A 14,211-nucleotide genomic window follows, 5' to 3' on the forward strand; every position below is an offset into this window, starting at 1 on the left:
CCGAAAGCTGTACCTGTGACGATCAAGCCCGACCTGACCCTCGCCCTCCCGGAGGAGCTCGGAAAGCTCCACTTCGTCGGCATCGGCGGCTCCGGGATGAGCGGCATCGCCCGCCTGTTCCTCGAGGCCGGCTACACCGTGACCGGATCGGACGTGCGGCACTCCGCGAACATCGACACCCTGCGGAACCTCGGAGCGACGATCGCCATCGGCCACGACGCCGCGAACGTCGGCGACGCCGACACGCTGGTCGTCACCGGCGCCCTCTGGCAGGACAACCCGGAGTACCAGCTGGCGCTCTCGAAGGGTCTTCCGGTGCTGCACCGGTCGCAGGCCCTCGCATGGCTGATCAACCGCACGCGGCTGGTCGCCGTCGCCGGCGCGCACGGCAAGACGACCTCAACCGGCATGATCATCACCGGCCTCCTCGGCATCGGCGAGGACCCGAGCTTCGTGAACGGCGGGGTCATCGCCTCCCTCGGCACGAGCTCGCGGACCGGCACGGGCGAGCTGTTCGTGGTCGAGGCGGACGAGTCCGACGGCTCGTTCCTGCTCTACGACACGGCGGTCGCCCTGATCACCAACGTCGACCCGGACCACCTCGACCACTACGGCTCGCTGGAGGCGTTCGAGGACGCCTTCGTGGCCTTCGCCCGCGAGGCGGACGAGTTCGTCGTCGTCTCGTCCGACGACCCCGGCGCGGTCCACGTGACCGGCCGGCTGCGCGAGCAGGCGCCGGACAAGCGCGTCGTCACCTTTGGCGAGGCGGAGGACGCGGACGTGCGCGTCCATTCCATCGTCACCGACGGCCCGGTGTCGTTCACGCTGCGCTACCAGGGCGAGGACTACTCGGCACGGCTGCGGGTGCCAGGGCGCCACAACGCCATCAACGCGGGCGGCGCTTTCGCGGTGCTGACCGGCCTCGGCTTCGACCCGGCCGCCTCGCTCGCCGCCATCGCCGAGTTCGGCGGGACCGAGCGCCGCTTCGAGCTGCACGGAACGGTCGGAGGCGTCAGCGTCTACGACGACTACGCGCACCACCCGACCGAGGTCGCCGCCGCGCTGTCCGCCGCCCGCACCGTGGTCGGCGACGGCCGGATCATCGCCGTCCACCAGCCGCACCTGTACAGCAGGACGCGCCTGTTCGCCCGGGAGTTCGCCGAGACCCTCGAGCGCTACGCCGACGAGACCGTGGTGCTCGACGTGTACGGAGCGCGCGAAGACCCGGAGCCCGGCGTGACGGGCGCCCTCGTGGCGGACCGCTTCGAGCATCCCGAGCGGGTAGCGTTCATCGCCGACTGGCAGCAGGCCGCCGACCACACCGCTCAGATCGCCCGGGAGGGCGACTTCGTGATCACCCTCGGCTGCGGCGACGTGTACCGCATCGTGCCCCAGCTGCTCGACTCGCTGCGCCGGGAGCACCCGGACGCACCCGGCGCGTAGCGGGCCGCTCGGTGAAGCGTCCTCAGGGGTATGACCGGCGGGAGGTGCCGGCGACGCCACCCGTACCGCCGCGGCACGAGCCGGAGGCCCGGGACGACCGACGGCAGGATGCCGCGCCCGCGCGCCGTGTCGGCACGGTGACCGAGCCCATCCCGGTGATCCGGGACGCACCGGCCGCGCCGCCGGGCGAGACCCCGACCGCCCGGCCCTCCCGTGCCGACCGGACGGCCGAGACCTCGCCGTATTCGCGGCTCCCCACCAACCGCGAGATCGACAAGGCGCTCCGGGCCGCGCGCCGGGAGCGCAAGCGCCTCGAGCGGGGCGAGGTGCGCCGCTTCACCAAGCGGTCGCGCCGCCGCAGGATCGCGTGGCTGGCCGCCGCCGCCGCGGTCGCGGGCCTCGTGCTCTCCGTCGCGCTCGTCGCGTACTCCCCGCTGCTGGCGCTGAAGCACATCCAGGTGACGGGCACCTCCCGGCTGGACGCCACGACCATCGAGAAGAAGCTGTCCGATCAGCTGGGCACGCCGCTTCCGCTGCTCGACCAGGCGGGCATCTCGAGCGACCTCGCCGCGTTCCCGCTCATCCGCAGCTACACGGTGGAGAGCCACCCGCCCGACTCGATCGTGATCCGCGTGGTGGAGCGCCAGCCGGTCGGCGTCATCCAGCAGGGGACCGCGTACACGCTGGTGGATGCGGCAAAAGTGCCGATCTCGAGCAGCGAGAAGCGCCCGGACGGCTACCCCCTGATCGCCGCGAGCGGCGCGGCGGCCGACGTGGATGCGGACTCCGGGTTCGCCGCCGCCGCCAGCGTCCTCAGCGCCCTTCCCGACGACGTCCGCGCGCAGGTCGACACGATCGCGGCGAAGACCAAGGACGACGTGAGCTTCACCCTCCGGGGCAACGGTGCGACCGTGGTGTGGGGGAGCGCGGAGGACTCGTCGCTCAAGGCGGCGGACCTCGGCGCCCTGCTGAAGAGCGCGCCGGGATCCTCCCGGTACGACGTCTCGTCGCCCCACAGCGTGACGACGGGATGACCCCGATGCGCACGACTTTTCCGACACGCCTGGCGGGATACCGGGGCGCCGCCCCGGCCCACCTAACGTCGGATCGAGAATTGCATACTCAGCAAGACTTTAAGCCTCAGCTAGAGGTTGAAGGTTCCAGTGGAGGCCGGACGTGACAGCACAACAGAACTACCTCGCCGTGATCAAGGTCGTCGGCATCGGCGGAGGCGGCGTCAACGCCGTCAACCGCATGATCGAGCTCGGCCTCCGCGGCGTCGAGTTCATCGCCATCAACACGGACGCGCAGGCGCTGCTGATGAGCGACGCCGACGTTAAGCTCGACGTCGGCCGTGAGATCACGCGCGGCCTCGGCGCCGGAGCGGACCCCGAGGTCGGCCGTCGCGCCGCCGAGGACCACGCGGAGGAGATCGAGGAGGCCCTCGCGGGCGCCGACATGGTCTTCGTCACCGCCGGAGAGGGCGGCGGCACCGGAACCGGTGGAGCCCCCGTCGTCGCGCGCATCGCGAAGTCGATCGGCGCGCTCACCATCGGTGTGGTCACCAAGCCGTTCTCGTTCGAGGGCAAGCGCCGCCAGCAGCAGGCCGAGGCCGGGGTGCAGCGCCTGAAGGAAGAGGTCGACACCCTCATCGTGGTGCCGAACGACCGGCTGCTGGAGATCAGCGACCGCGGCATCAGCATGCTCGAGGCGTTCTCCACCGCCGACCAGGTGCTCCTCGCCGGTGTCCAGGGCATCACCGACCTCATCACCACCCCCGGTCTGATCAACCTCGACTTCGCCGACGTCAAGTCGGTCATGCAGGGAGCCGGCTCCGCCCTCATGGGCATCGGCTCCTCGCGCGGCGCCGACCGGGCGATCAAGGCGGCCGAGCTGGCCGTCGCCTCCCCGCTGCTCGAGGCCTCCATCGACGGCGCACACGGCGTCCTGCTCTCCATCCAGGGCGGATCGAACCTCGGCATCTTCGAGATCAACGACGCCGCCCGCCTGGTGCAGGAGGCGGTCCACCCGGAGGCCAACATCATCTTCGGTGCGGTCATCGACGACACCCTCGGCGACGAGGTGCGCGTGACCGTCATCGCGGCCGGATTCGACGGCGGCGAGCCGAGCACGCGGCCGGCCGCGGTGGATGCGCGCCGTGCCAGCTTCGTCGAGGCGGGCTCCGAGGAGTCGCAGGTGGCCTCCTCCGCCGAGGTCGAGGCCGGCGAGATCCCCGCGCCCGTGACCACCGACGCCTGGCACACCGGCGAGAGCCCGGTGGCCGAGGCGGCCCAGCAGAAGGACCCGGCGTTCGACGACGAGAATGACGACCTCGACATCCCCGACTTCCTCAAGTAGTCCGCTGGCCGAGCGGCTGGCCGCGGTCCGGGAGGGTGTCGCAGACGCCGCCCGGGCCGCCGGCCGTTCGCCCGCCGAGCTGACTACGATCGTCGTGACGAAGTTCCATCCGGCCTCGCTCGTCCGCGAGCTGGCCGCGTTGGGCGTGCGCGACGTGGGGGAGAACCGCCACCAGGAGGCGCAGGAGAAGGCGGCAGAGCTCGCCGACCTCGACCTCACCTGGCACTTCGTCGGCCAGCTGCAGAGCAAGAAGGCGCGGCAGGCGCGGCGCTACGCGTCCGTCATCCACTCGGTCGACCGGTTCTCGCTCGTCGACGCCCTCGCGGCGCGCGAGGGGGAGGGCGACAGCGACCTGGACGTCTTCGTCCAGCTGAACCTCACGGACGACCCCGCGCGCGGCGGCGTCGCCGATCGCGACCTGGAGCCGCTGGTGGAGCACGTGCTCGCGGCCCCGGGGCTGCACCTGCTCGGCGTGATGGCCGTCGCCCCGCTCGGCGAGGAGCCGGCCAGGGCGTTCGAGCGCGTCCGCGCGGCCTCGGGGCGGGTCCGCAGCCTCGCGCCGGAGGCGACATCCATCTCAGCGGGGATGTCGCAGGACTACCGCGAAGCCATCGCCGCCGGCGCGACACACCTTCGGATCGGGACGGCCATTACCGGGAATCGGCCGGAGCTTCGTTAATCTCGAGAAGAAGAGTTCGAAGTGCGTGGCGAGGCGTCGACGCGCAGGTCTGTACGGAGGAACCATGGCCAACCCGCTGAAGAAGACGATGGTCTACCTGGGCCTCGCCGACGAGGAGCTGGAGTTCGAGGAGCAGCCGCAGGAGCAGGCTCATCACCAGCCGCGCCGCGAAGCACCGGTCCACACCCCGGCCGCATCGCCGGTCCAGGCCGTCCCACACCCCGCTCCGGTCGCGCCCGCGGCCGGCCGCGCTCCGGTCACGCCGCTGCGCAAGTCGTCCACCGCACGGAATGCATCGGTACAGGAAATGAACGAGATCCTCACGGTCCACCCCCGCCAGTACCGCGACGCCCAGGCGATCGCCGAGTCGTTCCGGGAGGGCATCCCGGTGATCATCAACCTCTCGCAGATGAGCGAGGGCGACGCCCGCCGCCTCATCGACTTCGCCAGCGGCCTCTCGCAGGGCCTCTACGGCAAGATCGAGCGGGTCACGCCGAAGGTGTTCCTGCTCTCTCCCAGCCACGTCGTCGTCTCGGGCGAGCACGGCGGCCAGGACGCCGAGGTCGACGCGTCCTTCTTCGCCCAGGCCTGACCCTGCGGGCTCCGGCCCGTCGACGCTCGAAGCGCACCGCCTCCCTCGCCGTCCCCCCGCGGACGCTCAGGGGACGCGGTGCGCTTTCGTCCATACTGGGAGGGTGTTTGTCGTCTCCCTCATCGCGACCGTCCTCTACTACGCGTTTCTGCTCTACTTCTTCGTGCTGTGGGCCCGGTTCGTGCTCGACCTGGTGCGCGTCTTCGCGCGGCAGTGGCGCCCGCGGGGTTTCGGGCTGGTGCTGGCCGAGTCGACGTATGTGGTGACCGACCCGCCCATCCGGTTCTTCCGGCGGATCATCCCGCGCGTCTCGATGGGTCCCGTCGCGATCGACTTCGGCTGGAGCCTCACCATGCTCGTCGTGATCATCGGCTTGTACGTGACCCTGGGATTCCGCTGAGCGTCGCTCGCGTGTTCGGGGGAGGGCCCGTTGTATCGTTGACGAGCCGACGCGCCGGACAGGCGCTGGAGTGCGCGACTCCCGCCCGCTTTGCTAGCGTTGGCTGAACGCGTTTCTGTTCCAATTTCACGATCTAAGGTGGCTTGCCATGGCGCTGACTCCGGAAGATGTAGTCAACAAGCGGTTCCAGCCGACGAAGTTCCGCGAGGGCTACGACCAGGACGAGGTCGACGACTTCCTCGATGAGGTCGTCGTCGAGCTGCGTCGCCTGAACCAGGAGAACGAAGAGCTCAAGCAGCGCCTCGTGGCGGCCGACTCGCGGATCGCCGAGCTGCAGCGCAGCGGCGGCCAGGGCGGTGCCGCCCCGGCTGCGGCCGCGGCCGCGCAGGGCGCCGACAGCGGCGAGGCCGAGCGCCTGCAGCGCGAGAACGAGGAGCTCAAGCAGCGCCTCGCACAGGCCCAGCAGGAGGCCGCTCAGGCCAAGCAGCAGGCCGAGCAGGCGCAGGCCGCTCCCGCCTACCAGGCGCCCGCGGACGACGCGAACGACCCCAACGCCACCAACAACCTGCTCCAGCTCGCCCGCCGGCTCCACGAGGAGCACGTGCGCGAGGGCGTGGAGAAGCGCGACCAGCTCATCGCCGAGGGTCACGCGACCGCTGCCCGCATCGTCGCAGAGGCGGAGTCCAAGCAGCGCGCGCAGATCAGCGCCCTCGACCAGGAGCGCACCGGTCTCGAGCGTCGCATCGACGAGCTCCGCACCTTCGAGCGCGACTACCGCAAGGGCCTCAAGAGCTACATCGAAGGCCAGCTCCGCGACCTCGACGCGCCGGTCCAGGGCGGCGGCGCACAGCCCGGCGGCTCGGCCTCCGGCAGCCGGTCCGCGGCTCCCGTGAGCGGCTCGGTCCCGGCGCCGGTCCCCGCGGGCGGCTCCGACGACTCGGGCCAGGGGCAGAAGCCTCCGGCGTTCCCCGGCTTTGGAGGCTAGTCCTTCCCGGTCCAAGGTCAGCATCAGGGCCTTGGCGGTCCTGGCGGTGGTCGCGCTGTGCGTGTACCTCGTCGACCAGATCGCCAAGGTCCTGGTCGTCTCGAACCTGTACGAGGGCCAGCAAGTCGAGGTCCTGGGGCAGCTGCTCCAGTTCCATTTCGTCAAGAACGCCGGTGCGGCCTTCTCCATCGGCAGCGGCTCCACGTGGATCTTCTCCATCGTCGGGGTCGGCGTCCTGGGCTTCGTGATCTGGTACGCCCCGCGCATCCGCTCCACCGCGTGGGCCGTGCTGTTCGGTCTGCTGCTCGGCGGCCTGCTCGGCAACCTGACCGATCGGCTGTTCCGGGAGCCGGGATTCGGCGTCGGCCATGTGGTCGACTTCCTGCAGATCCCGCTGCTGCCTGCGATCTTCAACCTGGCGGACGTCGCCATCGTCTCGAGCATGGCGCTCTTCCTCATCCTCACCCTCCGCGGTGTCGGCCTCGACGGCCGTCACGCGCACGACGAGGACGAGGAGGATGCGGTGGAGGAGGGCGACCCGGCGATCGGGCCGGAGCCGGAGAGCGGGACGCAGACCGACACGGGGACGCAGACCGACACCGACGCGGCCCCCGCCGCCCCTGCTCCCGCCGAGCCGCACGACGACAAGCCGCAGGGCTAGATGGAGTCGCGCAGCTTCCCCGTCCCGGACGGCCTGGAGGGCTCGCGGGTCGATGCGGGTCTCGCCAAGCTCCTCGGGTTCTCCCGCAGCTTCGCCGCCGAGATCGCCGAGGCCGGAGGCGTCACGGTCGACGGCCGTGACGTGGGCAAGTCCGACCGCCTGTCGGCCGGATCCTGGCTCGAGGTCTCCTGGCAGCCGAAGTCCGACGTCGAGATCGTGCCCATCGCCGTTCCGGACCTGACGATCGTCCACGACGACGACGACATCGTGGTCATCGACAAGCCGGTCGGCGTCGCCGCCCACCCCTCCGTCGGCTGGGAGGGCCCGACCGTCCTCGGAGCGCTGGCCGCCGCGGGTTTCCGCATCTCGACCTCCGGCGCCGCCGAACGCGCTGGCATCGTCCACCGCCTCGACGCGGGCACCAGCGGCCTCATGGTCGTCGCCAAGTCGGAGCGCGCCTACACGGCGCTGAAGCGCGCGTTCCACGACCGCACGGTCGAGAAGATCTACCACGCCGTCGTCCAGGGCCACCCGGACCCGCTGACCGGCACCATCGACGCCCCGATCGGACGGCATCCGCGATCCGACTGGAAGTTCGCGGTCGTCGCGGGCGGGAAGCCGTCCGTGACGCACTACGAGACGATCGAGGCGTTCCCCTCGGCCAGCCTGCTGGAGATCCACCTGGAGACCGGGAGGACGCACCAGATCCGCGTCCACATGGCCGCACAGCGGCACCCGTGCGTCGGGGATGCGATGTACGGCGCCGACCCCGTCCTGAGCGCCAAGCTCGGCCTCACCCGGCAGTGGCTGCACGCCGTCCAGCTCGCCTTCGCGCACCCGGCGACGGGGGAGTGGGTCACCTTCACGACGACCTATCCCGCCGACCTGCAGCACGCGCTGGACGTCCTCCGAGAGTCGTAGAGCGGACGTCGGAGGACGGCCTTAGGCTTAGATCGATGTCCGACTCCTTCGTCCACCTCCACGTCCACAGCGAGTACTCGATGCTCGACGGGGCAGCGCGTGTCAAACCCCTGGTGGAGGCCGCGGCCGCCCAGGGGATGCCCGGTGTCGCGATCACCGACCACGGAAACATGTTCGGCGCGTTCGACTTCTGGCGGACGGCCACCGACGCCGGGATCAAGCCGATCATCGGCACGGAGGCCTACCTCACGCCGGGCACCCACCGCACCGACAAGACCCGCGTCCGCTGGGGCGACGGCGGCGGCGACGACGTCTCCGGCTCGGGCGCGTACACGCACATGACGCTGCTCGCGGCGACGACCGAGGGGATGCACAACCTCTTCCGGCTCTCGTCGTACGCCTCGATGGAGGGCTACTACTTCAAGCCGCGCATGGACCGCGAGCTGCTGAGCCGCTACTCGAAGGGCATCATCGCCACGACCGGCTGCCCGTCGGGCGAGGTGCAGACGCGCCTGCGGCTCGGGCAGTACGAGGCGGCGCGGGCGGCGGCGGCCGACTACCGCGACATCTTCGGCAAGGAGAACTTCTTCGCCGAGATCATGGACCACGGGCTCGGCATCGAGCGCCGGATCATGTCCGACCTCATCCGGCTGGCCAAAGACCTGGGCCTCCCGCTCGTCGCGACCAACGACCTCCACTACACGCACGCGGAGGACGCCAAGAGCCACGCCGCACTGCTGTGCGTGCAGTCCGGCTCGACGCTCGACGACCCGAACCGCTTCAAGTTCGACGCAGACGAGTTCTACCTGAAGACGCCGGAGCAGATGCGGCAGCTGTTCCGCGACTACCCCGACGCGTGCGACAACACCCTCGCGATCGCCGAGCGCTGCGACGTGAAATTCGACACGGCGGCCAACTACATGCCGCGGTTCCCCGTCCCGGAGGGCGAGACCGAGCAGACCTGGTTCGTCAAGGAGGTCGAGAAGGGTCTCGAGCAGCGCTACCCGAACGGCATCACGCCCGAGGTGCGCAAGCAGGCCGACTACGAGATCGGCGTCATCTCGCAGATGGGCTTCCCGGGCTACTTCCTCGTCGTCGCCGACTTCATCAACTGGTCGAAGCGAAACGGCATCCGCGTCGGCCCCGGCCGCGGCTCCGGCGCCGGCTCGATGGCCGCATACGCGATGCGGATCACCGACCTCGACCCGCTGCAGCACGGCCTCATCTTCGAGCGCTTCCTCAACCCCGACCGCGTCTCCATGCCCGACTTCGACGTCGACTTCGACGACCGTCGTCGCGGCGAGGTGATCAAGTACGTGACCGAGAAATACGGGTCCGAGCGCGTCGCGCAGATCGTCACGTACGGCACCATCAAGGCCAAGCAGGCGCTGAAGGACTCGGGACGCGTGCTCGGCTTCCCGTTCTCGATGGGCGAGAAGCTCACCAAGGCGATGCCGCCGCCCGTCATGGGCAAGGACATCCCGCTGACGGGCATTTTCGACAAGGACCACCCGCGCTACAAAGAGGCGGTCGACATCCGGGCGGTCGTCGAGACCGACCCGGAGGCGAAGACCGTCTTCGACACCGCGCTCGGGCTCGAGAACCTGAAGCGCCAGTGGGGCGTGCACGCGGCCGGCGTGATCATGTCGTCCGACCCGCTGATCGACGTCATCCCGATCATGAAGCGGGAGCAGGACGGCCAGATCGTCACGCAGTTCGACTATCCGGCCTGCGAGTCCCTCGGCCTGATCAAGATGGACTTCCTGGGGCTGCGCAACCTCACCATCATCAACGACGCCCTCGACAACATCCGCGACAACCGCGGAGAAGAGCTCGTGCTCGAAGACCTCGAGCTCGACGACCGGGCGGCGTACGAGCTGCTGTCGCGCGGAGACACCCTCGGCGTGTTCCAGCTCGACGGCGGCCCGATGCGCTCGCTGCTCCGCCTGATGAAGCCGGACAACTTCGAGGACATCTCGGCACTCATCGCGCTGTACCGGCCGGGCCCGATGGGCGCGAACTCGCACACCAACTACGCGCTCCGCAAGAACGGGCAGCAGGCGATCACGCCCATCCACCCGGAGCTCGCGGAGCCGCTCGCCGACATCCTCTCGACCAGCTACGGCCTCATCATCTACCAGGAGCAGGTGATGGCGATCGCGCAGAAGGTCGCCGGCTTCTCGCTCGGCCAAGCAGACATCCTGCGCCGCGCCATGGGCAAGAAGAAGAAGTCGGAGCTGGACAAGCAGTTCGAGGGCTTCTCGCAGGGCATGCAGGCCAACGGCTACTCGATGGACGCCGTCAACAAGCTCTGGGAGATCCTGCTCCCCTTCTCCGACTACGCGTTCAACAAAGCGCACTCGGCGGCGTACGGCGTCATCTCGTACTGGACGGCGTACCTCAAGGCCCACTACCCGGCGGAGTACATGGCCGCGCTGCTCACCAGCGTCGGCGACTCCAAGGACAAGATGGCGCTCTACCTCAACGAGTGCCGCCGCATGGGCATCAAGGTGCTCCCGCCGGACGTCAACGAGTCGAACCTGTACTTCGCCGCCGTCGGCGAGGACATCCGCTTCGGCATGGGCGCCGTCCGCAACGTCGGCGCGAACGTCGTCGAGGGCGTCCGGGAGGCCCGCGAGAGCAAGGGGCGCTTCGAGTCGTTCCACGACTTCCTCAACAAGGTGCCCATCCATGCGGCGAACAAGCGCACGGTGGAGTCGCTGATCAAGGCGGGCGCGTTCGACTCGCTCGGCCACACCCGGCGCGCGCTCGTCGAGGTCCACGAGGATGCGGTCGAGTCCGCCGTCAAGATCAAGCGGAACGAGGCGAACGGCGACGTCGGGTTCGACTTCGACAGTCTGTGGGGCGAGGACGAGGCGGCGCAGACGCAGCACCACATCCCGCAGCGGCCGGAGTGGGCGAAGCGCGACAAGCTGGCCTTCGAGCGCGAGATGCTCGGACTCTACGTCTCCGACCATCCGCTCGCCGGGCTGGAGCTGCAGCTGGCGAAGCTCGCCAGCACCGGGATCGCCGAGCTCGTGGCGTCGGAGAACATCCAGGACGGCGAGACGGTCACGATCGCGGGTCTCGTGACGAGTGTCCAGCACCGCGTGGCGAAGGCGTCCGGCAACCAGTACGGCATGATCCAGGTCGAGGACTTCGGCGGCGAGCTCACCGTGATGTTCATGGGCAAGGCGTACCAGGAGTACTCGCCGCAGCTGCAGGGCGACGCGATCGTGGTCGTCCGCGGCCGGGTGAGCCTGCGCGACGACGGGATGAACCTGCACGCGTTCTCGCTGATGACGCCGGACCTCGGACAGGCGGATGACTCCGGTCCGCTTGTCATCACGATGCCGGACCAGCGCGCGACGACCGATACCGTGGTGTCGCTCGGTGAGGTGCTGGCGCGGCATCCGGGCGAGAGCGAGGTGCGCCTCCGTCTCGTGAAGGGCCAGGTCGCGCGTGTCTTCGAGGTGCCGAAGCCGGTGAAGGTGAGCGCCGACCTCTACGGCGAGCTCAAGGGTCTGCTCGGCCCGCACTGCCTGGTCTGACGTCCGTCCCACCGCCGAGATGCGACATCATGTCGCACCTCGACGCGAGTGGCGACATGACGTCGCACCTCGATCGGTGTGGGAGGGACGCGAAGCGTCAGACGGGGGTGCCGGGGCGCCAGTAGGTGCGCTCGTGGTAGACCAGCGGCGCGTCGTCCTCGCCCAGGCCGCCCTGCTCGATCTGCACGATCACGACCGCGCTCTGGTGCACCTGGACGCGCTCGATGATGCGCCCGACCATCCAGGCCGTCGTGTCCTTGATGACCGGCAGCCCATGCGGCCCGCGGTACCAGTGGTCGCCGACGAACCGCTGGCTGTTGTCGCCGGAGAGCGTCTGGGCGACCTCGCGATTGCGCACGCCGAGGGTGTGGATGACGACCCGGTCGGTCTCCGCGATCGCCGGCCAGCTCGAGGCCGAGAGTGCCATGTTGAAGGTGGCGAGCGGCGGGACGGCGGCGAGCGACGCGAGCGACGTCGCGGTGAACCCGACGGGCGTGCCGTCCTCGCGCTGGGCCGTGACGATGGCCACCCCGGCCGCGTGGCGCCGGAACGTCTGCCGGAACGCCGCGAGGTCCGGGGTCGCGTCGCTGATGGCGCCGTCGGTGGGGTCGGGGGATGCGCTGTTCATACTGATGGATACAAGCCCGAATCTGTGTCGACCATTCCGCGGGGGAGGGACGTGCCCGAGCGGATAGGGTGGATGGGCCATGATCCAGACCATCGACCTCCGCGGTGTCCAGCCTACTCGCGCCGCCTTCCAGCGACTCGTGCCCCGTCCCGTCGTGGACGTCCAGGCGGCGATGTCGGTCGCCTCCGCGCTGATCGACGACGTCCGGCAGCGCGGGCTCGCCGCCCTCGCCGAGCAGGCCGAGCGCTTCGACGGGGCCGCCCCGGCCTCCGTCCGCGTTCCCCAAGCGGAGATCGACGCCGCTGTCGAGGCGCTTCCCGCCGACGTCCGTGAGGCGCTGGAGGAGGCGATAGCGCGCGTGCGCGAGGCGACGGCCGCGCAGGTCCCGCCGCCGGCCGAGACCGTCATCCGTCCCGGTGCCACGATCGTGCAGCGCTGGGAGCCCGTGGAGCGCGCCGGGCTGTACGTGCCGGGCGGCAAGGCCGTCTACCCGTCGAGCGTCGTCATGAACGCGGTGCCCGCACAGATCGCGGGCGTCGCCTCCGTCGCCATCGCGAGCCCTCCCCAGCGCGAGTTCGGGGGAGCGGTGCACCCGGTCATCCTCGGGGCCGCCGGTCTCCTCGGCATCGACGAGGTGTACGCGATGGGAGGTGCCGGTGCGATCGGCGCGCTGGCGTACGGCGTCGAAGAACTCGGCCTGGAGCCGGTCCAGGTCATCACCGGCCCCGGCAACATCTACGTGGCGGCCGCGAAGCGCGTCGTACGCGGTCAGGCGGGCATCGACTCCGAGGCCGGCACGACCGAGATCCTCGTGATCGCGGACGACACCGCGGACCCCGCCTACGTCGCGGCAGACCTGGTCTCGCAGGCGGAGCACGACGAGGCGGCCGCCTCCCTGCTGGTCACCGACAGCCCGGCGTTCGCCGAGCGCGTGGTGGCCGAGCTGGATGCGCTGGCCGGCGCGACCAAGCACGCCGAACGGGTGCGCACGGCCCTCGGCGGCCCGCAGTCCGCCGTGGTGCTCGTGGACGACCTCGCCGCGGCTGCAGCGTTCAGCAACGCCTACGGCCCGGAGCACCTGGAGCTGCAGACCACCGACCCGCAGGAGCTGCTGCGCTCCATCCGCAACGCCGGCGCCATCTTCCTCGGCCCGACGTCACCGGTGAGCCTCGGCGACTACCTGGCGGGGTCGAACCACGTGCTGCCGACCGGTGGACAGGCGCGTTTCTCGCCGGGTCTGGGCGCCTACTCCTTCCTCCGCCCGCAGCAGGTCGTCCAGTACGACCGCGACGCGCTGCGTGAGGTCGCCGACCGGATCGTGGCCCTGTCGACGGCGGAGGACCTCCCGGCGCACGGAGAAGCGGTCACCCAGCGGTTCCGCACCCGCTGAGCGATAGAATCCCTTCATGTTCTGCCCCTTCTGCCGTCACCCGGACTCCCGCGTCATCGACTCCCGGACGAGCGACGACGGGCTGTCGATCCGCCGTCGCCGGCAGTGCCCGGAATGCGGCCGCCGGTTCTCGACGACGGAGACGGCGAGCCTGAGCGTGATCAAGCGCAGCGGGGTGGCCGAGCCGTTCAGCCGCGAGAAGATCGTGCTCGGCGTGCGGAAGGCCTGCCAGGGCCGCCCGGTGACCGACTCGGATCTGGCCGTGCTGGCGCAGAAGGTCGAGGAGACCATCCGCTCGACCGGTGCGTCGCAGATCGAGGCCAACGACATCGGCCTCGCGATCCTGCCGGAGCTGCGCGAGCTCGACGAGGTGGCGTACCTGCGGTTCGCCAGCGTCTACCAAGGGTTCGACTCGCTCGACGACTTCGAGGCCGCCATCCGCTCCCTGCGGCTGGCGCATGCGGAGCCTGCCGGCGCTCCTTCCTGAACCTCGGTCGCAGGCTCCCTCGGCGCTGGGGCCGCGGCATCGCTCCGCGCTGCCCTGAGCTCCACCGCGCGGAGCCGGTCGAGGTCGAGTGGCCGGGCCGGGTATTCTTCTACCGG

Annotated in this window: 13 protein-coding genes; 12 read left to right on the plus strand and 1 reads right to left on the minus strand. The window is 70.2% G+C overall.

All coding sequences use genetic code 11. The annotated features are described in order from the left end of the window. The first annotated feature begins 15 nt into the window (after window positions 1–15). The 10 genes from murC (at window position 16) to dnaE (ending at window position 11,590) form a co-directional block, all read left to right on the plus strand. On the plus strand, window positions 16–1,443 hold the full coding sequence (murC, locus tag BLW09_RS06555; RefSeq protein ID WP_089910066.1) for a UDP-N-acetylmuramate--L-alanine ligase: 1,428 nt from the start codon (window positions 16–18) through the stop codon (window positions 1,441–1,443). A gap of 137 nt (window positions 1,444–1,580) precedes the next feature. Beyond that, window positions 1,581–2,477 (plus strand): FtsQ-type POTRA domain-containing protein, encoded by an 897-nt coding sequence (locus tag BLW09_RS06560; protein ID WP_231947105.1) that lies wholly within the window; start codon window positions 1,581–1,583, stop codon window positions 2,475–2,477. Between the two features lie 142 nt (window positions 2,478–2,619). Further along, complete coding sequence (ftsZ, locus tag BLW09_RS06565) at window positions 2,620–3,801, plus strand: cell division protein FtsZ (RefSeq protein WP_089910072.1); 1,182 nt, start codon at window positions 2,620–2,622, stop codon at window positions 3,799–3,801. Continuing rightward, window positions 3,767–4,480: a YggS family pyridoxal phosphate-dependent enzyme gene (locus tag BLW09_RS06570; RefSeq protein ID WP_089910075.1), complete on the plus strand. Its 714-nt coding sequence runs from the start codon at window positions 3,767–3,769 to the stop codon at window positions 4,478–4,480. Before ftsZ ends, BLW09_RS06570 begins: the two co-directional genes overlap by 35 nt. A 64-nt stretch (window positions 4,481–4,544) precedes the next feature. Then, window positions 4,545–5,072, plus strand: a complete 528-nt coding sequence (locus BLW09_RS06575; protein ID WP_089910078.1) for a cell division protein SepF — start codon at window positions 4,545–4,547, stop codon at window positions 5,070–5,072. Between the two features lie 103 nt (window positions 5,073–5,175). Next, window positions 5,176–5,472 carry a YggT family protein gene (locus BLW09_RS06580; protein ID WP_089910081.1) on the plus strand — a complete coding sequence of 99 codons (297 nt, stop codon included), beginning with the start codon at window positions 5,176–5,178 and terminating at the stop codon, window positions 5,470–5,472. A gap of 148 nt (window positions 5,473–5,620) precedes the next feature. Further along, entirely contained in the window at window positions 5,621–6,457 is an 837-nt protein-coding gene (locus BLW09_RS06585; RefSeq protein WP_089910084.1) for a DivIVA domain-containing protein, read from the plus strand. 31 nt (window positions 6,458–6,488) lie between these two features. After that, window positions 6,489–7,118, plus strand: coding sequence for a signal peptidase II (gene lspA / locus BLW09_RS06590; protein WP_089910086.1), 630 nt, complete (start codon window positions 6,489–6,491; stop codon window positions 7,116–7,118). Continuing rightward, entirely contained in the window at window positions 7,119–8,039 is a 921-nt protein-coding gene (locus tag BLW09_RS06595; RefSeq protein ID WP_089910089.1) for an RluA family pseudouridine synthase, read from the plus strand. Window positions 8,040–8,074: 35 nt separating this feature from the next. Further along, entirely contained in the window at window positions 8,075–11,590 is a 3,516-nt protein-coding gene (dnaE, locus tag BLW09_RS06600) for a DNA polymerase III subunit alpha (protein WP_089910092.1), read from the plus strand. Window positions 11,591–11,687: 97 nt separating this feature from the next. Here dnaE and BLW09_RS06605 read toward each other — a convergent pair whose 3' ends face one another. Then, window positions 11,688–12,218 carry a flavin reductase family protein gene (locus tag BLW09_RS06605; protein WP_089910094.1) on the minus strand — a complete coding sequence of 177 codons (531 nt, stop codon included), beginning with the start codon at window positions 12,216–12,218 and terminating at the stop codon, window positions 11,688–11,690. Between the two features lie 79 nt (window positions 12,219–12,297). Between BLW09_RS06605 and hisD the strand changes: the two genes are divergently transcribed. Both hisD and nrdR read left to right on the plus strand, forming a co-directional pair. Beyond that, entirely contained in the window at window positions 12,298–13,608 is a 1,311-nt protein-coding gene (gene hisD / locus BLW09_RS06610) for a histidinol dehydrogenase (protein WP_089910097.1), read from the plus strand. A 16-nt stretch (window positions 13,609–13,624) separates the two neighbouring features. Next, window positions 13,625–14,095, plus strand: a complete 471-nt coding sequence (nrdR, locus tag BLW09_RS06615; RefSeq protein WP_089910100.1) for a transcriptional regulator NrdR — start codon at window positions 13,625–13,627, stop codon at window positions 14,093–14,095. Window positions 14,096–14,211: the final 116 nt, after the last annotated feature.

This window comes from Leifsonia sp. 21MFCrub1.1 (genome assembly GCF_900107895.1).
Taxonomy (GTDB): domain Bacteria; phylum Actinomycetota; class Actinomycetes; order Actinomycetales; family Microbacteriaceae; genus Leifsonia; species Leifsonia soli.